At 59.4% G+C, this 19,393-nt stretch carries 17 protein-coding genes; 8 read left to right on the top strand and 9 right to left on the bottom strand.

Translation table 11 applies throughout. From position 1 onward, the window contains the following. Positions 1-42: 42 nt before the first annotated feature. From RS897_RS16775 to RS897_RS16815, 9 genes are all read right to left on the bottom strand, one after another. Positions 43-489: a hypothetical protein gene (locus tag RS897_RS16775; protein WP_315837634.1), complete on the bottom strand. Its 447-nt coding sequence runs from the start codon at positions 487-489 to the stop codon at positions 43-45. 398 nt (positions 490-887) lie between these two features. Further along, positions 888-1,499 carry a glutathione S-transferase N-terminal domain-containing protein gene (locus RS897_RS16780; RefSeq protein ID WP_315837635.1) on the bottom strand — a complete coding sequence of 204 codons (612 nt, stop codon included), beginning with the start codon at positions 1,497-1,499 and terminating at the stop codon, positions 888-890. Between the two features lie 50 nt (positions 1,500-1,549). Continuing rightward, positions 1,550-2,485 carry a 2-hydroxyacid dehydrogenase gene (locus RS897_RS16785; protein ID WP_315837636.1) on the bottom strand — a complete coding sequence of 312 codons (936 nt, stop codon included), beginning with the start codon at positions 2,483-2,485 and terminating at the stop codon, positions 1,550-1,552. Next, positions 2,485-2,934, bottom strand: a complete 450-nt coding sequence (locus RS897_RS16790) for a type II 3-dehydroquinate dehydratase (RefSeq protein ID WP_315837637.1) — start codon at positions 2,932-2,934, stop codon at positions 2,485-2,487. The genes RS897_RS16785 and RS897_RS16790 overlap by 1 nt, the downstream gene beginning before the upstream one ends. A gap of 69 nt (positions 2,935-3,003) precedes the next feature. Beyond that, positions 3,004-4,377 carry a dihydroorotase gene (locus RS897_RS16795; protein ID WP_315837638.1) on the bottom strand — a complete coding sequence of 458 codons (1,374 nt, stop codon included), beginning with the start codon at positions 4,375-4,377 and terminating at the stop codon, positions 3,004-3,006. Continuing rightward, positions 4,374-6,725, bottom strand: a complete 2,352-nt coding sequence (locus tag RS897_RS16800; RefSeq protein ID WP_315837639.1) for a molybdopterin guanine dinucleotide-containing S/N-oxide reductase — start codon at positions 6,723-6,725, stop codon at positions 4,374-4,376. Before RS897_RS16800 ends, RS897_RS16795 begins: the two co-directional genes overlap by 4 nt. An 80-nt stretch (positions 6,726-6,805) precedes the next feature. Beyond that, positions 6,806-7,411, bottom strand: a complete 606-nt coding sequence (locus RS897_RS16805) for a glutathione S-transferase family protein (RefSeq protein WP_315838665.1) — start codon at positions 7,409-7,411, stop codon at positions 6,806-6,808. A 2-nt stretch (positions 7,412-7,413) separates the two neighbouring features. Then, positions 7,414-8,544 carry an S-methyl thiohydantoin desulfurase gene (locus RS897_RS16810; protein ID WP_315837640.1) on the bottom strand — a complete coding sequence of 377 codons (1,131 nt, stop codon included), beginning with the start codon at positions 8,542-8,544 and terminating at the stop codon, positions 7,414-7,416. 13 nt (positions 8,545-8,557) lie between these two features. After that, complete coding sequence (locus RS897_RS16815; protein ID WP_315837641.1) at positions 8,558-10,171, bottom strand: S-methyl thiourocanate hydratase; 1,614 nt, start codon at positions 10,169-10,171, stop codon at positions 8,558-8,560. 145 nt (positions 10,172-10,316) lie between these two features. Here RS897_RS16815 and RS897_RS16820 point away from each other — a divergent pair, with 145 nt between their 5' ends. The 8 genes from RS897_RS16820 (at position 10,317) to RS897_RS16855 (ending at position 19,389) form a co-directional block, all read left to right on the top strand. Then, a complete protein-coding gene (locus RS897_RS16820; protein WP_315837642.1) occupies positions 10,317-12,230 on the top strand; it encodes a LysR family transcriptional regulator in 1,914 nt (637 codons plus the stop codon). A 214-nt stretch (positions 12,231-12,444) separates the two neighbouring features. Continuing rightward, entirely contained in the window at positions 12,445-13,587 is a 1,143-nt protein-coding gene (locus RS897_RS16825; protein ID WP_315837643.1) for an ABC transporter substrate-binding protein, read from the top strand. 108 nt (positions 13,588-13,695) lie between these two features. Next, positions 13,696-14,565 carry a branched-chain amino acid ABC transporter permease gene (locus tag RS897_RS16830; protein WP_315837644.1) on the top strand — a complete coding sequence of 290 codons (870 nt, stop codon included), beginning with the start codon at positions 13,696-13,698 and terminating at the stop codon, positions 14,563-14,565. Beyond that, positions 14,562-15,413 carry a branched-chain amino acid ABC transporter permease gene (locus RS897_RS16835; protein ID WP_315837645.1) on the top strand — a complete coding sequence of 284 codons (852 nt, stop codon included), beginning with the start codon at positions 14,562-14,564 and terminating at the stop codon, positions 15,411-15,413. Before RS897_RS16830 ends, RS897_RS16835 begins: the two co-directional genes overlap by 4 nt. Beyond that, on the top strand, positions 15,410-16,168 hold the full coding sequence (locus RS897_RS16840; protein WP_315837646.1) for an ABC transporter ATP-binding protein: 759 nt from the start codon (positions 15,410-15,412) through the stop codon (positions 16,166-16,168). The genes RS897_RS16835 and RS897_RS16840 overlap by 4 nt, the downstream gene beginning before the upstream one ends. Beyond that, positions 16,161-16,880, top strand: coding sequence for an ABC transporter ATP-binding protein (locus RS897_RS16845; protein ID WP_315837647.1), 720 nt, complete (start codon positions 16,161-16,163; stop codon positions 16,878-16,880). The genes RS897_RS16840 and RS897_RS16845 overlap by 8 nt, the downstream gene beginning before the upstream one ends. 47 nt (positions 16,881-16,927) lie before the next feature. Then, positions 16,928-18,001, top strand: coding sequence for an S-methyl thiohydantoin desulfurase (locus tag RS897_RS16850; RefSeq protein WP_315837648.1), 1,074 nt, complete (start codon positions 16,928-16,930; stop codon positions 17,999-18,001). 101 nt (positions 18,002-18,102) lie between these two features. Next, complete coding sequence (locus RS897_RS16855; protein ID WP_315837649.1) at positions 18,103-19,389, top strand: Zn-dependent hydrolase; 1,287 nt, start codon at positions 18,103-18,105, stop codon at positions 19,387-19,389. Positions 19,390-19,393 lie beyond the last annotated feature (4 nt).

The raw sequence follows: 19,393 nt of genomic DNA on the forward strand, positions 1-19,393 counted from the left end.
AGGTTCTTTTCGTTCTCTAGCGCCTAAGTCAGGAGCACGCGGTTAGCTGTTGCGGGTGTTCTTCCAGGGAGCAGGCGGTTCCTGTCGAAGTCGTTTGTCCGGACGAAAAGGCTCTGACGACACGATGACAACGAATGTAACGATCGACAGCACCATTGTGTACCAAATGGGCGCCTGCGGCCAGATCTGTGGCGACCGGTAGATCAAGGCAGCCGGAAAAAAAGCGCCGAGGGCCACGATGCCGAGACCACGTTCGAAGCGCGTTCGACCGCCGGCGTCCGGCGTGAAAAGGGCCGCCAGGTCGCCTGCCGCGGCTCCAAACAGGCAACCCGTCAAGACCGAAAGGAAGACCACCACAAACGCCGCCATGGTCTCCGTCGGCACGGCGCGAAGCGCCCAGAGCAACGGGTGGGTAGCACGGCAAGGAGAAGCAGCGTCGCGACCAAAATCTCCACTTTTCGATCTTTTGCTGCTTTGAATGACAGCCATGTCGAAACTCCGACGCCGACCAGAACGAGGGCTATCGATGCAAAGCCAATCCCATCGTGGTGGATGGGAACCCAGCCATCATACATCGGGGTCAATGCAAGCAAGATGCACGCCAAGGCCAGGGAGAGCATGACAAGCCGAGCGTCGTCCAACGCTCCAGGGCTGGGATTTGCTCTGCTGGCGTTCATGAGCCGCCTGTTCCTACGCTCGATACTTCGACCTCTTGCCCAGCGCGAGCCACCGTTCCAACCCTGGAGCAGGCGTTCCGAAATTAGGCTGGTATACTGATTAATGTAGATGGATCCCGACGCTGCCGCCTGACGATAAGGTAGCCAACGCGGGAGCCATTCCGCCTAAATCGAGAGCAGTGCAGATATGTCGCATGATCCAAGCGAGCCTCATCGCGGCGGTGCAGTGAGCCGCATCGAGCTGCGCGCGGCGAAGGCCTCGAACCATTGCTCAAGAGCGGGTCGGCCGCGTCGCCATCCGATATCCGGAAACCTGTACTCAAGATAACCAACGGCGCAACCCGCCGCGATCTCGGCGATGGTAGGGCCATCGACACGCAACGAAGTCCCTTCCAAACGATCGAGGCAAGCGGTCACCTTGCCGAGCTGAAACGCCGACCAGTTCCGCCAACGTAGGGGTTCCGGCCGCATGACGTTTTCTTGCCGCGCGGTGATCGCGGCTTCCATCAGACCGTCGGCGAGAGCCTGTACAGCTAGCGCTTTCCAGCGCGTAGTCGGATGAGCAGGGAAGATCGAGCCGGTCACGCTGGCTCTAAACTCCAGGACCTCGCAAATGACTGGACTGTCGTAGATGGCATCTCCGGACTCGAGCACCAACGTGGGCACCTTTCCGGTTGGATTGTGATCAGACGCAATCGAACGCGACAGGGGTTCGCTCGCCGGCAGCGGGATGAGTTCGAGATCTCCCTCGATGCCAAGCTCGTGCGCCACTACCAAAACTTTCCGGACGAAAGGCGACGTTGGCGCGTAGTACAATTGCATCCTGCCCCCTGTGTTCTGAACGCCCATCATTCCCAAGAGCGGCACGACCTTCAATAGCCCTTTGCGGGATCGACACTGAAAGAAGCGGGCCTTCCGTTTCGCAGACGATCGATGTTGTCAGCGATCTGCCGAGCCGCCTCTTTCGGATGAGGTCGCGCCGCCAGATGCGGCGTGATCAAGACATTTGGCATGTCCCAGAGTGGACTCTCTTCGCCAAGCGGCTCGACCTCGAATGTGTCGAGTGTCGCACCGCCAACATGTCCGCTTCGAAGTTCCTCGATCAGAGCCGCTTCGTCGATCAGACCGCCTCGACCGGGATTGATGATTTTCGCGCCACGCTTGAGCAGCCTTAAACGGCGATGATCGAGAATCTTCCGCGTTGTGGCGGTGAGCGGCAAGAGCATGACCAAAGCATCGAGCTCCGGCAGAAACGCATCGAGCGTGTTCATGCCGTGGCTGCAAGTGACCCCTGGCAGCTGCTTCCCGCTTCGCGACCAGCCGCGCACGTCGAAGCCATGTCTTGCGACTTCAAGTGCCGACGCGCCACCCAATTCGCCTAGCCCCATGAAGCCAACCTTGAATGATCCCGCGTCGCGCTGATGGATAAACTTCCATTGGCGACGCTTTTGTTGGCTTTCAATTTCGGGCATGTCGCGGGCATAACGCAGCACCGCAAATGTCACGTAGCTGACCATCATGCGGACCATACCGGGATCCGATAGCCGTGTAATCGGCCTATGGACAAGATCCGTGCGTCCCAACAGGTGATCGACACCGGCTCCCAGATTGATAGCAAGCTCAAGGTTCTCAAACTGATCGAAAAACTGCGGGGGCGGACTCCCCGTCAGCGTATACTTGACCAGCGCCGGATCGGGCACATCGCCTGTCAGAATGACTTTTAGATCCGGCACTTCGCCTTCCAGCGCCGCCCTCCAGTCCTCGTACCGGTGGTATTCGCTATGGAAGACCATCAATTGCGTTGCCATCACGCCCGCTCAACGAGTTGGGAAATGATCGTTATCGCGGCTTCGTAACCAAGAACGCCGAGGCCGGCGATGACACCTGTCGCCACCCGCGACACGTAGGAATGATGGCGAAAGGCCTCGCGTTTCCAGATATTGCCCATATGCACTTCAATGATGGGGCCTGAAAACGCAGCAAGAGCGCCGAGAATGGAGACCGAAGTATAGGTCAGTCCGGTCGCATTGATTGCGATAGCCGCGGCGCGGCCTCGTGCCTCCTGGATCCAGTCAACGATCTTGCCTTCATGGTTGGACTGCAGAAATTTCAGCTGCAGTCCGACCTTTTGCGCGGCTTCCTGACACCTGTTTTCAAGTGTCGCGAAGCTGTCAGGTCCGTATGTTCCGGCTGCATCCAGCCCGTACAGGTTCGCGTTGGGACCATTGATAAAATAGATCACCGGCTTGTCTGACATCCGATCCGCCTTGTTACCGGTTGATCAGAGCAGCTTCGTCCGCATATTCAATTCGTGAATCTTGATGATCTACATAGGATGTGGCGACGCTGGGCTCGGCCTGACGAAGCGGCCTTCGCCCGCCTCGGACTTAACGGTCTTGCCGTCGAAAATGGCTCTCCCGCGTAAATATGTCGCGACCGGGCGATAGGGCAGCTCCATTCCTTCGTAAGGGCTCCAGGTCACATAATTGTGGCCTGAGGCGGAAGGATCATAACGGCGAGGGTCGTGCGCCATGACCACGAGGTCCGCGTCCCGGCCGGGTTCGATCGCGCCCTTACGATGGCCGATGCGGAAGAGGCGGGCGGGGTTGGCCGCGAGCAGCCTGGCGGCGTGACTGACGTCAAGATTCCGCTCGGTCAATCCTTTCATCAGCAGTGCGTACAAAACTTCGAGCCCAGGCGCGCCGGAGGAGTTCTTCAGCATGTTGGGATCGTTCTTGCGATCCTCCGACCAGGATACATGATCGGTTGACACGACAGTAATGTTGCCGCCAGCCAGATGCCGCCAGAGCGCCTCGACTTCGGCACGCGGGCGGATTGGCGGATTGATTTTCGCCTTGCCGACGAGCCGGGCGACGTCGTTTTCCTCATCAAGCGTCAGATAGTGAATGCAGGCTTCGACAGTCGCGTCGAATCCCTGCCGGCGGTAACCCTCGCAGAGGTCGTACCCACGCCCGACAGAGCAATGCACAACATGGGCGGAACAACCGGCCTGTGCGCCAAGCTCGTAGACCTCCGCCATCGCGAGGGTTTCCGTCACAGGGGGACGCGACAGGCCATGGGCGCGGTAGTCCGTGATTCCGGACGCCTCGACGGCCGCGATCGCGGCTCGCACCATTTCGTCATTTTCGTTGTGAACGCCCGCGGCGAGCCCATGCTTGCCGATCTCGACAAAACACTCGTACAGGACCTGCGGCGCAATGCGCGGAAAACGCTTTGAGTCCGTGTTGAACGTGGAGAACTTGAAGGCGCATGCGCCCGCTTCCACCATTGCCGCGATATGCTTCGCACCGTCTTCTGGCGCAATCGTCCCATAGAGCGCGTAGTCGACGCGCGCTTGAGCGCCGGCTTCCGCGATTTTTTGACGTACCCGGTCGCCCGTGCAGACGAGGAAACCGGCATCGTAGGGCATATCGACGACAGTGGTGACGCCGCCGGCCGCGGCAGCTCGTGTGGACCAGACGAAGTCTTCTTGATTGAGCTGCGACTTCGAATGAACCTGGGCGTCGATAGCGCCGGGCATGACGTAGGCATTGCCGAAATCTTGCCGATCGGTTGCTGATGGCGCCGCACCAGATCCGACGCGCTCGACCACCCCTCCCCGAATAGCCACGTAACCCTTATCAAGGACGCGGTCTGCCAGGACCACACGCCCGGTTACGACCAGATCGAAATCACTCATGGGATTGTTCCGTTTTCGAGGGGATTTGGCGAAATCGCCGGTGGTTGAAATGCCGTTATTTCTGGCGAAGCTCGGTCGAATCGCACCACCTGTACGAGCGTCGAATTGCAGCTTGGCCCCTGAGCTAAGCGCGAGGATCCGCGGTCTGGGGTCAGAACGTTGGGGTTGCCATGTTTCTCGATTGATGCAGGGACGTTTGGGTCGGAGGGGTCGAACCAGGCTCCGGTGGGCAGTTGGACAACGCGTGGCAGCAAGGCGTCGGTCAGGACGACACCAGCAAGACACGCCCCGCGTTCGTTAAAGACCTTCGCGATGTCGCCGCTCTTCAGTCCTCTCTCGGCAGCGTCACTGGGATGCATCCTCAACGGAGCACGTCCTGCGACCTTACCGTTGCGGCTTACCGAGCCGTGATCGTATTGGCTGTGAAGCTTGTCAGCCGGCTGCGGCGACAAAAGGTGTAACGGATAGTGATCGGCCATCGAACTGCCGAGCCATTCCTTTGGCTCGAACCAGGCCGCATGCCCCGGGCAATCATCGTAGCCAAAGGATGCGATTTTCTCGGAGAACAGTTCGATCCGGCCAGAGGGCGTTCGCAAAGGCTGGTGTTCGGGATACTCGCGGAATGCTTCCAGAAGTGTGTGCGAGTTGATCGCTCGTTTGACTTCGGCATAGCCCTTCTCCCAAAACTCCGCGAAGGGAGGGAGCTCGATAGCGCGGGCCGCGGCATTTTCCTTTGCCTCGGCATACATCGCTTCAATCCACGCGAAAGCCGTGCGTCCCTGTGTAAAGGACTGTTCGTTTCCAAGGCGCGTCGCCAGGCCAGAGAAGATTGCGAAATCATCACGAGCCTCGCCCACGGGCGCGATGACCTGCTTCATGGCAACGATCAGGTTTTCTCTGTTTGCAAACGCCAGATCGTTGCGTTCGAGCGTGGTGGTAACCGGCAGTACGATGTCCGCGTGTTTTGCGGCGGCGGTCCAGTAAGGCTCGTTCACGATGATCGTGTCGGGACGTTGCCAGGCCTCGACCAGACGATTCAAATCCTGATGGTGATGAAAAGGATTGCCGCCAGCCCAATAGATCAAGCGGATATGGGGATAGGTCAGTGATTGACCGTTGAACTCGAATTGTTGCCCTGGATTGAGTAGCATATCGGCGATGCGCGCCACGGGGATGAATGTTCTGACTGGATTTTGTCCCTGCGGAAGGGACGGCCAGCGAAAGCCCATATCCGGGCGTCCCGCTCCGTTGGTGCAGGAGTAACCGAAGCCAAACCCTCCGCCCTTCAGTCCGATCTGGCCGAGCAACGCCGCCAACGTCACGGCCATCCAGTAAGGCTGCTCGCCGTAATCTGCACGCTGGATGGCCCAGTTCACCATAATCATGGTGCGCGCGGCGGCCATCGCCCTTGCCAGCGATGAAATGCGCTCGGGGTCGAGACCGGAAAGAGAGCCTGCCCAGTTGGGTGTCTTTGCCACGCCGTCTGAATGTCCCAGCACGTAATTGCGGACCATATCGAAGCCAACGCAATGGGTCTGGAGGAACGCGGAATCGTGCAAATTCTCCGAAATCAGCACGTGAGCCATGCCGAGCATGACCGCAACATCGGTTCCCGGCCGCAATGGTACCCATTCGCAACCAGCCGCTTCGGGACAATCCTCCCTCGTGGGGGACAAAGTGACGAACCGGACGCCGCGCGCGGAAGCTCGCTTGATGGCGCCGAACGCTTCGTGCTGGCCGAGCCCTCCGGCCTGCACCTGAGCGTTGCGTCGTGGCAGCCCGCCGAACGCGACGACCAGTCGCCCTTCTTCGGCAATACCATCCCACGTCGAATGTTGACCGACGAGGCCGTCCATACTTCCAATGATATGAGGAAGAATGACTTCCCCGGCTGCCGATGAGTAGGTCAGCGCCGAATTGGTATAGCCGCCGATGAGACCGAGGAAGCGGTGTATCTGGCTTTGGGCGTGATGAAAGCGACCGGCGCTCGCCCAGCCATACGAGCCGCCGAAGATCGAGGTGTTGCCGTGCGTTGAAATGACCCGCTCGAGCTCCGAAGCGACGAGGTCGAGCGCCTCATTCCAGGAAACATGGACAAACGAGTCGGCGCCGCGGCGCCCTCGGGGAGACAACCCACGCCCCTCGAGCCAGCCTTGCCGGATCGACGGACGGCCCACACGGAGCTGCCCGTCCACCGCGCCGACGAAAGATCGGCCGATAGGAGAAGGGTCGGGATCCTTCTCCCACGGCCGCACCTTTTGGATACGGCCGCCAGCCTCGCTGACATAGTAGGTACCCCAGTGAGAGGTTGTCAGCGTTTCCTTTGACGGGAGATCTGTGCCGGACATGACTGGCTCATATTGGGACCAGCCGCAGCCGCATCACCTTCGAGATGAAGCGTAATGCGAGATGCGGGATCCGTGTGGGATCAATCTTCGAACAACGGCTTGTATCCGGGCTGCTCGCGAACGCGCTCGAACCAGGCCAGGACGTTCGGGAAGTGCTTCATGTCGAACTCGCCTTCGTGCGCCACGCTCGCATAAGGATAGAGCGCGATGTCCGCGATCGAATACTTGCCGTCGACGAAGAACTTTGTCTTGGCCAGATGGTCGTCCATGATCTGGAGCGACTTGTAGCCGGCTTCCCAGCGTTGCTTGATGAGTTCGATGTTGGCTTCCTTCGCCTTCTTGATGCCGATGAAGAAGCGGGGATGCGCCAAGTTCAGCATCACCTCGGCTTGCTCAAAGAACATCCACTGCGCAACGCGCGCCCTGCAAAGCTTGTCCTCCGGTAAGAACGGAGTGCCGGTCGCGAAATACATCAGGATGGCGTTCGACTCAAAGAGGGTCTCCCCGTTGTCGAGCTCGACGACGGGAATTTTGCCCTGCGGGTTCTTGGCGAGGAACTCTGGCAAATAGGTCTTGCCTTCGGGCAGCGCGAACGTAACACGCTTGAGGGGAATGCCAAGGTTACCGAGCAGAATTCTTACCTTCCAGGAGTTTCCGGAAAGCCTGCTGTCGTAAAGCTTAATCATTTTCAAACCCTCGCTTTGGAAGTTGCAGTTGGTGTCTCGTGAAGCGCGTAGCTCTTGAGATCAACATTCATGGCCTGTTCGATCTCGTCATAGGCCGCGGGATCCAGAACCCCCGATCCCAATGGAAACGTTTCCTTGCGTGCTGCAACGACGGCAACATCGACGCCTTCGCGCAGTTCGGACACTTCGAGCGCAATTCCGGTCTTGGGATCGACCGTCGCGATGAGGTCAGGAAACGTATGCGCGCGACCATCAACGCCATCCGCGTACATGTACTCGTTGCACACGCCGAGACGAACGATGCGTCCTCCGTCGATATCGATATGGCCAACATCGAAAGCGCCGTCAAAGGCGACGCTGTTTGCCTTGACACGCCCAAGGGCCAAAATATCGCCCTTCAGAAAATGCGCGACGGCATCGAGCACGGGCTTCGATGAGGACGCTGCATCAACGATCGTGCGCCCGAGATCGATCTGAAAGCTGAGCGCTCCCGCCGCACCTCGTTGGCGTATCCAATCGACCGCGAAAGGCCCCCGGCTCGCCAGGATGAGGCCGCCGTTGGACACCGCGGCGTTACGCATGATCTCCGACGTCGCTGAAAGATTGCCGCGCGCGAGCAGGGAGAGAGGCGGTTCTCCCTGACCTCCCCCAACGGCGGCCTGCGTGAGCGCGACATCGGGGCTTGAGGCAAGCCCCATAGCCCCTAACTTCGGCGTCGGGTGCCCACGCCCATTCGTCGCCGCATCGAGAAGGCCTAAACCCAGCACTGAAGCAACAAGCCAGGCATTCATGCCGGGAACGTGAGCGGGCATGACGGCCGCCACATAGCACTTTGCGTCTTGAATCAGGAGGCGCGCGCTTTCCACCGCATGACGCGGCTCGGTGCGCGGCTTCGACGAAGCCGGCGCTCCGATGCCGCTCGTGACGATGGCCAGATCCTCCGCAGAGAGCTCTTCGGCTTGCACCAGCCTCACGCCGCTATAGGCGAGCGCCATTTCGCCGATAAAGCGATTACGCGCGATTCCAGAGCCACCGCTACCGCCAGCCGATAAAAGCAGGCCGCCAAGAACTGCGGCCTCAACATCGTCGCGGGTGAGACGTCGTCCAATCTCTTGGCCTGCAGGAGCATACATCGGGACGACCTCCCTAGGGCTTCAGTCCGTGACCCGTACGCGTTTCACGCGCCTTTTCGACGCCGGCCTCCGCGTGACGAACGATGCCCATTGCCGTGTCGCCGTCCATCACCGCCGTGATGCGGGCTTCGGCAAGCTTGCTGCCATCGGCGACGACCGTTTGCCCGGCGCTTTGCCAACGATTGCCGTGCGAATGAACGGCGACAAGATCCGCCCCCCCCGAACACGCGAGCAGCGCGTTAAGAATAGGCCAGTCGGAGATAAAGTCGCTGCCGTCCGGCATGTGTTCGGTCTCACGTAACGGATACGCGACCGAACCGGAGTCGAGATGATCGCGCGTGAACGCGATAGGGCCGGACAGCTCACCATTGGCGACCGCCGCATTCACCAATCGTGCGAGCTTGCTGCGCTCGCCGTAGCCGAGCCAACCGATGCGCGCAGGCAACCCTTCCGTGGGCATGTATTTCTGCGCGAGCGAGATCCAGCGGCTAATGGCCTTATTCTCGGGGAATGTTCGCCTCACCAATTCGTCGACATGTGCGATGTCTTTGCTATTGCCTGTGGCAGCTAGCCACCGGAACGGGCCCTTGCCCTCGCAGAAGAGCGGGCGGATGAAGAGCGTGATGAAGCTCCCCATTTCCAACGCCTCCGTGAGGCCGGCGTTGGCAGCCCGCTCGCGCAAGTCATTTCCGTATTCAAATACGATCGCTCCGCGGCGCTTGAATTCCAGCATGGCCTCAACTTGCTTCACGAGCGATTCCAGACCGCGCTTGGCCGTCCCCTCCGGATCCGTCTGCATGGCTTGGAAGGCTTCATCCGGGGTCATGCCACTCGGGATGTATCCCCGGTACGGGTCGGTGTTGACCTGGTCGGTAACGACGTCCGGCTGAAAGCCGCGCGCCAGCAGAAAGGGATGGGTATCGGCGGCATTTCCGACCAGGCCGACCGAAAGAGCAGCCTTGGAACGTCGCGCCTCTTCGATCAGCCGGATGGCCTCATCGACGCTTTCGGTCATTCGATCGCAATAGCCGATATCCACGCGCCGACGGATATTCTGAGCGTTCGGGTCAACGCAAAGGATGGCGGCACCCGCAAGCTTACCGGCGAGCGGCTGCGCCCCTCCCATGCCGCCGCATCCTGCGGTCAAGATGACACGACCGGCCAGATCACCGCCGAAATTCTGCTCCCCGGCCCCCATGAAGGACTGGTACGTGCCCTGGATGATCCCTTGGCTCCCGATATATTGCCAAGCGGCAGCGGTCATTCCGGGGTAGAATGTCAATCCTTTGCGCTGCAATTCATAATAATTCCGATCATCCGCCCAGCGGCCGAGAACGTTGCCGTTCGCCATCACTACGCGGGGGGCGCGTTCGTGCGTACGGTGGCGGAAGATCGGTTTGCCTGATTGGATGATCAAGGTTTCGTCGTCGGCCAGCGACTTCAGAGACTCCACGATCCGGTCGTAGGACTCCCAGTCTCGCGTCGCGCGGGCGCCCGTGTAGACGATGAGAGCGTCCGGGATCTCCGCATTCTCGAGATTGTTCTCCAGCATGCGCAGGATGGTCTCCTGCCGCCATCCCCGGCAACGCAATTCGTTTCCGCGTTGAGCCTTAATGTTACGCGCCACTTTAATCTCCGCCGGGCGATAGATCGATGCGTGATCATCGCGGTCCGGGAGCCGCCGCACCAATACTTGCTTGCGATGGATGGCATAACTATCATTGAACTCCGCCCTGCCGCGCTCAAGAAGGCGCTTGGATTTTGGAGACCCAATGGAAATCCGGCAGCTGACCTACTTTCTGAAAGCGTGTGATTACGGAAATATCGCGTCTGCCGGCGAACAACTTGGGACGGTTCAATCCAATATCAGCATGCAAATTAGCAAGCTGGAACATGAGCTTGGCGCCGGATTGTGCAAGCGGACACATTCCGGCGTCGTGCCGACGCCGGCAGGCGAACACCTTTATCGGCTGGCGCGCGACATCATAGCCGAGGTCGAGTTCATCTCGCGATACATCCGCTCATCGTTGGATGAGGACCCTGTAAGAATTGCATTGGCCGCGCCTGTTGCCCCGCGCGGGAGTTTGCTGGCTGGCGCATTGCAGACCGTTGCGTATGCGTTGGGAAAGAGACATCCGCACGTTAAGCTAAGATTGATCGACTTTCTCGGCGGCCCGGTATCGACGAACGACGAGGTGGGCGCTGTAGCAGAGGCGCGGGATAGCCGGGACATGTTCGACCCGCTCGAGGTGCGCGACGATTGGGGTCTCATTTCGAGGCGCGGCGAAAGTGCATTAACTGCGGGGAAGCTTGCGGTAACCGACTTGGAGAGATTTGCGGGACAGTTGCGTTTCGTGATGCCCAAGTTCCCGCCGTCAATCGCAGCACTTGGCGGCGACTTCGCGAAGTCTGCCGGCATCTCCGTTGCCTCCGAGGACATCGCCATAGACCAGTTGGAGACGCTGTTTTCCAATCCGGCCACAGCCGTCATCATGCCGCTGAGTTGCATTCCCGGATTTGCCTTCCAGCAGCGTTTCCAACTTTCCTATGTTGGCTCGCAAACCGGTGGCATGGTGTGGCGGATCAAGCGGGTCGGTAATGCGGACCGACTTCTGATCGGCGCGATCACAGAATTGTTCAGTGATGAACTGCGCGCGGCGCTCGACTGGGCGCGGACGCGGTCTCACACGGCGCCAGAACGTCTGACGAGACCTGGAAGGCGAACCGGGCCCGCAAACGGCGACGGGGATGATCCCTTGTCGCTCCGCGAACTGCGGACGTTCGATATTGCCTATGATCGGGGAAATATCAGCCGGGCCGCGGCCGATCTCGGGGTGTCGCAGCCCGCTCTCAGCAACACCCTAAAAAAGCTCGAACGCGCCATCGGGCATGCACTGTTTGTCCGTACCGCGCACGGCGTTGCGCCAACCAAGCGCGCAATAGCGCTGCGACGATTGTGCGAACCTGTCTTATCCGACCTCGCGGAAGCACGACTTCAAATTCGTGAGATCGGGCTCAGGGAATTGCCACCGATACGATTTGGTGTGCTACCCGTGCTCGATGACGAGAGCCTTCTTGCTCAAACTGTGTCTGGAACAATTTCCGACTGGATGCAGCTTTCAAACGGTTGCAACCTGCGGCTCACGGAAGGATTCAATGAAAGCTTGCGTCGATGGACCGTTCAGGCGCTCCTCGACTTTGCCGTTGTGGACACGGAAGCAAGACAATCCGGACTGATCGTCACCCCCCTCGCGCGCGATTCCATGGTCGTCATAACAAATCCTCGCCTGGGCGTGCTTCCGCCGGGGCCCGTGAAAGCGGCGGATATCCGGCATTTGAGGCTCATATTGCCGTCGGTAAGGCATGGATTGCGGGGCCTCATTGACCGCGCCTTCAATGAGGCGGGGCTCAGTTTGGTGCCACTTTTCGAGGTGGACTCGATGGCCATGACGCTAAACTTGGTGGACTCTGACGATTGGGCCACAATCCTTCCAATCAGTGCCATCCATAAGCGAGCAAAGGCCAACAAAATTCAGGTCAATAATATCATCGAGCCCGAGATCAATCGTTGCCTGTCGCTTATTCGGCGTGCAGGCTCTACGCCCTCGGAGAATGTGAACCGCTTCTTGGAGCTACTGATGAAGCGCGTCAACGAGGCAAATGTGTCAATGCGCGGCCTGATCTAACGGCTTCAGCAAAATTTATGCCTTGCGTCACTCAATGATATTTTAACATGTGACATCGCTAAGACACTCTGTTCCCCGCGACACGTGTTGCAGGACGGGGTTTGACTTAGCGGGGCGGTGAACCCACTATATTACCGCAATCCCTCTGCCTCATTAGCGATTCCGTTAGCTGACTTCAACTGTCTAACATTTGGCCACAGAGGGAATCGAAGCAATGAAGCTTCTCTATGCATGCAGTGCTGCGCTGGTGACGTTGGCGAGTTCCTCGGGAGCGTGGCCCGCAGCGGCCGATGAGATCAAGTTTGGCCTGCTCGCACCTTTGACGGGTTTCGCTGCTGCAGACGGCAAGTCCGCCCGCATCGCGGCCGAGATCGCCGTGGACGACCTCAACAAGGCGGGTGGTGTACTCGGCGAAAAGATTGCGCTGAAGGTTTACGACGATCAGGCGCAGGGTTCCCAGGCCGTCGTTCTCGCGAAGAAGATGATCGGCGAAGATCATACGCAGTTCGCCATTTCGGGGAGCTATTCCGAGCCGACGCGTGCTGCGGCCACTGTTTTTCAAGAAGCTCACATTCCGTATATTGCCGCCTATGCCGTGCATCCCGATGTGACGAAGGCTGGCGACTACGTATTCCGTACGTTCCAGCTGGCGCCTCCGCAAGGACGAGCAGCCGCGTCCTTCCTCGCCGATAAGCTGAAGGCCAAGCGCATATCGGTCGTCAGCATCAACAATGACTTCGGTGTCTCGCTTCTTGCGGGCTTCAAGCCCGCAGCTTCCAAGCTCGGCCTTGAAGTCCTGAACGAGTACACCTATTCCCCGAAGGATCGTCAGTTTGGATCCATTGTTGCCGGCGTGAAGCGCGACAACCCCGATGCGCTGTATGTCACGGGCTACGCCTTCACGGGCGGCCCGCTGGTTGCGCAGCTGCGCGCCGCCGGCGTGACCGTCCCCATTGTCGCCGCCCAGGCGTTCGACTCACAAACGTTCATCGATATTGCAGGGCCCGCGGCGGAAGGCGTCTACATCGTCAACGCCCTCAACCGCGACAACTCGTCGGCGTCCTTTAAGTCCTTCATGGCGGAGTTGAAGGCTCGTCACGGGGACGACGCCGAGAGCACAGCCGCATCCGTCTACACGGCGATCACCCTCGCCGCCGACGCGATCAAGCGCGCCGGCAGCATCGATCCGGCAAAAGTACGCGACGCCCTTGCTGCGACCAGGGATTTCCCGGCGATGCATGGCAAGCTCAGCAGTTTCGATGGCCAGCGCGAAATCGTGATGTCGATGCCGGTGATCGTCATCAAGGATGGAAAGTTCATCTACTTCTCAGACATTAGCGAAGGCGCATTCAACTAGAGACGATTTGAACGGAGGGGCTTTCCATTGAGCAGCTCCTCCGTTCCCCATCACGCGTACATCCGCGGCCGGTACCCTACCTTGCGGCAACGATCTCGAGGATCTGACTTGTACTATATCGACCTCCTTGTGACCGGCATCATCAATGGATGCATGTATGCCCTCATGGCCATGGGTCTTACGATGGTCTACGGGCTTCTCCGAATTCTGCACATCGCGCACGCTGCGATATTTACGTTGGGTGCATTCATTGGAATCGTTGTCGCCAATGCCACGGGTTCCCTCTGGCTTGCGTTTCCGGCTGCCATTCTGCTGAGCGTGCTTGTCGGTATTCTGATCTACAGGCTCATCTATCAGCCTCTTCTGAAGCATCCCCCCTTCGTCGCACTTATCGCGTCGCTGGGCGTGCTCCTGATCATGGAAGATGGTTTCCGCATTGCGTTTGGTGAAAACGGTATCCCTTTTCGCTACAACCCGTACTCGCTCGCAACAAAGAATATCTTCGGAATTGTTCTCAACGAGACGCAGATAGCGCTCGTTCTTACGACGGCCGTTCTCCTGGGGCTTTTGTACATCTTTCTTGAAAGAACCCGGATCGGCATCGCCTGGCGCGCCACCGAAGCGAATCCGCGGATGGCCACAAGCTTCGGCGTGAACGTCCTCACTGTGCGCTACACGAATTTCGCAATTGGCTCTGCGATCGCGGGCATCGCGGGCGTGCTGGTCGCACTGCTGAACAATTTCGTCGAGCCATCCTTTGGCGCGGTGGTCAGCTACAAGGCTTTGGCCATCATCGTGCTTGGTGGGCTCGGAAGCACACGAGGCGCGCTCATCGCGAGCCTGTTGCTGGGCGTCGCAGAATCATTCGGCACCGTCGCTGTCGGCGACTATCTGGATCGAGATGCGATCGCTGCAATCGTGCTGATTGTCATTCTCATGATCCGCCCGCAGGGCCTTGGCGTAAAGGGCGGCGCATGAGCAGCTATATCGTAGGTTTGGTGACAATCGCAGGCATCAACATCATCCTCGCTTTGAGCCTCAACATCATTACCGGCTTCTGCGGCCAGGTGAGCCTCGGCCATGCAGCGTTCTACGGGATTGGCGCGTATGCCACGGCGCTGCTTCTCCTCGCTGGTGTTCCGCTTCTTTTCGCGTTGCTGTTGAGCGCGATCATTGCGGGGACGGTCGGCGTTGCAGTCGGCCTTGCCTCGCTACGCGTAAAAGACGACTTTCTGGCCATCACGACGATGGCTGTCGGCTTCCTCTTTCTTGGTGTTGTGCGCAAGCTGTCGGTCGTTGGCGGGGAACTTGGACTTTCCGGCATCCCCGCATCCGGATTCGGCGAGGGCGGCGACGCGGTCCTTGTTCTCGCAACCGCGGCCCTAACGGCCGCCTTCAGCTTTTATCTCGGCCGCAATTGGACCGGCTTCGCATTTCAGGCCGTTGCTTCGGACGATGATGCGGCTCGCGCGATCGGCATCAATGTCGGACGGTACAAGCTTGTCGCCTTCGGCATCGGGACCGCCCTGGCCGGGTTCGCCGGCGGCTTGTACACCAATTTTGTCCGCTTCATTGTGCCCGATACGTTTGGGTTTGGCGTCTCGGTGCTTGCTCTTTGCATGGTTGTAGTCGGCGGTATCGGATCAACCTTTGGAGTCATTTGTGGAGCAATCCTTCTCACACTGTTCCCGGAAATCTTCCGGTTCGCGGGCGATTACCGGCTTCTGCTTTACGGGGTGCTTCTGATTGTCGTTATGATGTTCGGTCCGAGTGGATTGTCCGGCCTTGCCACATCATTGTTTCGCTTGCGCGGTGCCCGGACATGAGCCTCTTGCAAGCAACCGACCTCCGGATCGCGTTCGGTGGCATCAACGCCGTGGACGGCGCGAGCCTTTCGGTCGAAAAGGGCGAGCTGCTTGGACTGATCGGCCCCAACGGTGCCGGAAAAACCACATTCATCAATCTGCTCACGGGCGTCTTGCGTCCCCAGCGAGGTTGCATACGGCTGCGAGGATTAGACATCACCGGTCTCCCGACCGACCAGCGGGTACGCGCAGGCTTGGTGCGCACACACCAGATCGTTCGCCCGTTCGCGCGATTAAGCGTCATTGAGAATGTCACGCTCGCGGCCGGGAAGCGGCGCACCGCTTCAGCTTTGAGGTCCCTGTTTGAGTTCCGCAGAGAACACGAACTCAAGATTGCCCTGGCGATACTTGACCGTCTCGGTCTTGCCGACGTACGCGATCGCAATCCCACCGAGCTGCCGCTCGGACAATTGAAGCGTCTCGAGGTTGCGCGCGCTCTGGCGCTGGATCCTGAGATCATTTTTCTCGACGAGCCTTTGGCTGGCCTGAACCAGCGCGAAGCTTCGGCCCTGGCCCGCACCATCGTCGAACTCAACAAAGGCGGCCTTACCATCGTCCTGGTCGAGCACAACCTTGCCGAAATCCTGCGGATTTCGAGCCGCCTCGCGGTTCTCAACCGGGGAAGCATCCTCGCTGAGGGACCGAGCGACGTCGTGATCAATCTGCCGGAAGTGAGAGACGCCTATATCGGGGAAACAAGGGACGTGCATGCTTGAGCTTACGAATGTCTCGTGCGGTTACGGCCGAATTCGCGCCGTCGAGGGCTTTTCCCTGAAAATGGAAGAGGGAAAGCTGACGGCACTCCTTGGCCCAAACGGCGCTGGCAAGACCTCCCTTATCATGGCGATCATGGGTCACGTCACTGTTCAGGCAGGCCAGATAAGCTGGATGGGCGAGGATCTCGTACGACTGCCGGCTGTCAAGCGCGCTCGCCTCGGCATCACAATCGTTCCTGAGGGCCGATTGCTCTTTCGCGACCTGACCGTTCGCGAGAATCTTGTTGTCGGCGGCTATTCCTATCCGACGTCGCTCGAAAAGCAGACGATGGATGAGGTGTTCGAACTTTTTCCGCGACTGGCGGAACGGCGCAACCAAAAGTCCGGCCTGATGTCCGGAGGCGAACAGCAAATGCTGGCTATTGGACGCGCCTTGATGGCCCACCCCAAGTTACTCATGGTCGACGAGTTGTCCCTGGGTCTCATGCCGAAGAATGTCGAGATATGTCTCGAAGCGTTACTCAAGCTTCGCGCGAAAGGCATCACCATTCTGCTCGTTGAACAAAATACGGGGCGCGCGCTTGACGTCGCGGATGATGTTTGCGTCCTTGCGTCGGGCAGGACCGTGTACTCCGGTTCGCCCGCCGAACTCAAAAGCGATTCCAGCATTTTCGACACGTATCTTGGCGTTTCTGATGCGCACCACGCCTGATCTGTGCCCCCAGAGTCACACCCGCCAATCCCGTTCGGAGAAAGACCATGAAGCGAAAGCTAAGCGAGACCGACCTCCAGCCGGCCTTGATCTCCGGACTTTTCCTGTCAGCGGGCGGCAGCGGTGTCGATAGCATGCTTGAACGCCACGACCTGGCTGGCCAGCTCGCGCTCGGCCTCGCGGAGGTCGAACTGGTATCACTCGATGAGCTCGCGGATGACGCGATCATCATTACGTCGACCTCCGTGGGAGCCCCCGGCTACGCTGAACCAAGACTGGCTTTGCGGGATTACGCCGAAGCCGCAAATCGGCTGGCCGCCGAAATCGGCATAAAGCCCGCCGGGGTTATCTGTGGCCACGTGCCCGGTATCAACGCGTGGCTCGTGGCGGCAACTTTGGGAATACCCTACGTGGATGCTGCGGCAAACGGGCGCGGTCATCCCACTGTCGAGATGGGCGGCATGGGCCTCGCCTCGCGTCCCGATATTCCGATCATTCAGGTCTGTTCGAGTGGCGGCCAGACGAACGGCAGTCCGATCAATGTCGTCGCGAAAGGCGACATCCTGTCGACCTCCGGCCTGATGCGACAGGCCTCGATACTGAACGGGGGCCTCATCGCGGCAGCGCGCGGGCCGATGACGGCATCGTTCGTGCGCGCCAATGGCGCTGCAGGCGCGATTACGTTTCAGATCGAGCTTGGTCATGCCATGCTGTCCGCAAAGGGAGCCGGTCGCGTCCAGAAGACCGTCGACTTCGTCAAAGGCGAACTTCTGGCCGCAGGCAAAGTTGTCTCAAATGACGTCAGCTATGACGCCGGCTTCGATGTCGGACGCGTGGTGGTTCGCCAAGGTGCGAGCGATATAACACTGGGCGTGTACAACGAGTTCATGTTCGCGGATCGCGACGGACAACGAGTTGCGACATTTCCGGACCATGTCGGCTCGCTGGATTTGCGTACCGGCGACCCCATTGCAATTTCGAGGATGACCGTCGGCCGCGAAGTCGCAATCATAAGCGCGCATCGATCCAACTTGCCTGTCGGCAAGGGAGCGCTTGATCCGGCCGTGTTTCCGAAGGTCGAGAAAGCGCTTGGAGCAACACTTCTTGCCTATCTGCAATGAACCTTGATCGCGTGGTGGCTTCAGGGAACCACGCGGTAACGCATCGCGGGTCTGGCATCTCCTTGAAGCAGGCTGGCTCTTAGAATCGTGGTGAAACGCTCGTGAGTGCTTCTACGAATATTCGCGTCGACGGTGAGCGCCTCTGGAGCGACGTGATGGCTTTCGCCGCATTGACGGACCCAGACAAGCCCTACACACGGCGCTGCTTCACATCGCGGTTTCTCGAAGGGCGCGCGTGGCTTGTCCGCCGTTTCGAAGCGGCTGGCCTTTCAACACACGTCGACGAAGGCGGCAACTTGATCGGGCGCCTTGAGGGGAGGGACCCTGGCGCTGGCACCATTCTTATAGGATCGCATAGCGATACCGTTCCCTCCGGCGGGCGGTTTGACGGAATCGCCGGTATCCTTACCGGCCTTGAAGTCGTCCGCGTGCTTCGGGAGCACGGGATGCGACCGCGCAGCTCGATTGAGCTGGTGGATTTTCTCAGTGAGGAGCCAAGCGAGTACGGCGTCTCTTGCGTTGGAAGCCGCGCGATGGTCCGACAACTGCAACCATCCATGCTGGCTCTCAAAGAGCCTGGCGGCGAAGCGCTTGGTGATGCCATTCTGCGGATGGGCGGCGACACCCGCAAACTCGACACCCCAAGCCGCCGGGACATCAGGGCATTTCTCGAACTTCACATTGAACAGGGGAAGGTACTTGAAGCCACCCATACGGATTTGGGGATCATCACCTCGATCGTGGGTATTGTTCGGCTAGAGGTGATCTTTTCAGGAGACGCCGACCATGCCGGCACCACCCCGGTTGGTCTGCGGCGAGACACACTAGTTGCTGCCGCTGCAACGATCACTGCGGTTCGAAGCGAAGCCGAAGGACGGACAGGAAGTCCTTACTTCATTGCAACGACAGGCGTCATCCAGTGTGAGCCGAATGCGGCGAACGTGGTGCCGTCACGAGTACGCATCGTGATCGAGGCCAGGAGCGAAGAACCAGGTCCGTTGGCAGACTTTGTGAAAGCCATCGATCTCGCCAGCCAAAAGGCCGCCCTTGCTGCCAATGTCAGGCGCGACCAGTTTTTCAAACTATCGGAATCCAGGCCTGCGGCATGCGACAAGCGGCTGCGCGGCCATCTCGTGGATGCAGCTACAGATCTTGGTCTTTCGACCCTAACGATGGCAAGCGGGGCCGGCCATGACGCAGCGTTTCTTGCACACATCGCTCCGGTCGCCATGATCTTCGTGCCCAGCCGTGGCGGCAGGAGCCACTGTCCGGAAGAATGGACCGGTCAAGGTCAGTTAGAGGCTGGGTGCGCCGCGCTGTACCAGACGGTTTGCCGCGTCGACGCGGACGAGAACATTGCTTTGGACATAACCAACCCTCAAACGTGACGAA

This window comes from Bradyrhizobium prioriisuperbiae, assembly GCF_032397745.1.
GTDB classification, from domain to species: domain Bacteria; phylum Pseudomonadota; class Alphaproteobacteria; order Rhizobiales; family Xanthobacteraceae; genus Bradyrhizobium_A; species Bradyrhizobium_A prioriisuperbiae.

Bases quoted from the DNA above. Each gene is read 5' to 3' on its own strand.
- RS897_RS16835 (WP_315837645.1), top strand. From the start codon at position 14,562: ATGAGCAGCTATATCGTAGGTTTGGTGACAATCGCAGGCATCAACATC.
- RS897_RS16840 (WP_315837646.1), top strand. From the start codon at position 15,410: ATGAGCCTCTTGCAAGCAACCGACCTCCGGATCGCGTTCGGTGGCATC.
- RS897_RS16825 (WP_315837643.1), top strand. From the start codon at position 12,445: ATGAAGCTTCTCTATGCATGCAGTGCTGCGCTGGTGACGTTGGCGAGT.
- RS897_RS16805 (WP_315838665.1), bottom strand. From the start codon at position 7,411: ATGATTAAGCTTTACGACAGCAGGCTTTCCGGAAACTCCTGGAAGGTA.
- RS897_RS16790 (WP_315837637.1), bottom strand. From the start codon at position 2,934: ATGTCAGACAAGCCGGTGATCTATTTTATCAATGGTCCCAACGCGAAC.
- RS897_RS16775 (WP_315837634.1), bottom strand. From the start codon at position 489: ATGGCTGTCATTCAAAGCAGCAAAAGATCGAAAAGTGGAGATTTTGGT.
- RS897_RS16820 (WP_315837642.1), top strand. From the start codon at position 10,317: ATGGAAATCCGGCAGCTGACCTACTTTCTGAAAGCGTGTGATTACGGA.
- RS897_RS16795 (WP_315837638.1), bottom strand. From the start codon at position 4,377: ATGAGTGATTTCGATCTGGTCGTAACCGGGCGTGTGGTCCTGGCAGAC.
- RS897_RS16845 (WP_315837647.1), top strand. From the start codon at position 16,161: ATGCTTGAGCTTACGAATGTCTCGTGCGGTTACGGCCGAATTCGCGCC.
- RS897_RS16800 (WP_315837639.1), bottom strand. From the start codon at position 6,725: ATGTCCGGCACAGATCTCCCGTCAAAGGAAACGCTGACAACCTCTCAC.
- RS897_RS16780 (WP_315837635.1), bottom strand. From the start codon at position 1,499: ATGCAATTGTACTACGCGCCAACGTCGCCTTTCGTCCGGAAAGTTTTG.
- RS897_RS16850 (WP_315837648.1), top strand. From the start codon at position 16,928: ATGAAGCGAAAGCTAAGCGAGACCGACCTCCAGCCGGCCTTGATCTCC.
- RS897_RS16785 (WP_315837636.1), bottom strand. From the start codon at position 2,485: ATGGCAACGCAATTGATGGTCTTCCATAGCGAATACCACCGGTACGAG.
- RS897_RS16810 (WP_315837640.1), bottom strand. From the start codon at position 8,544: ATGTATGCTCCTGCAGGCCAAGAGATTGGACGACGTCTCACCCGCGAC.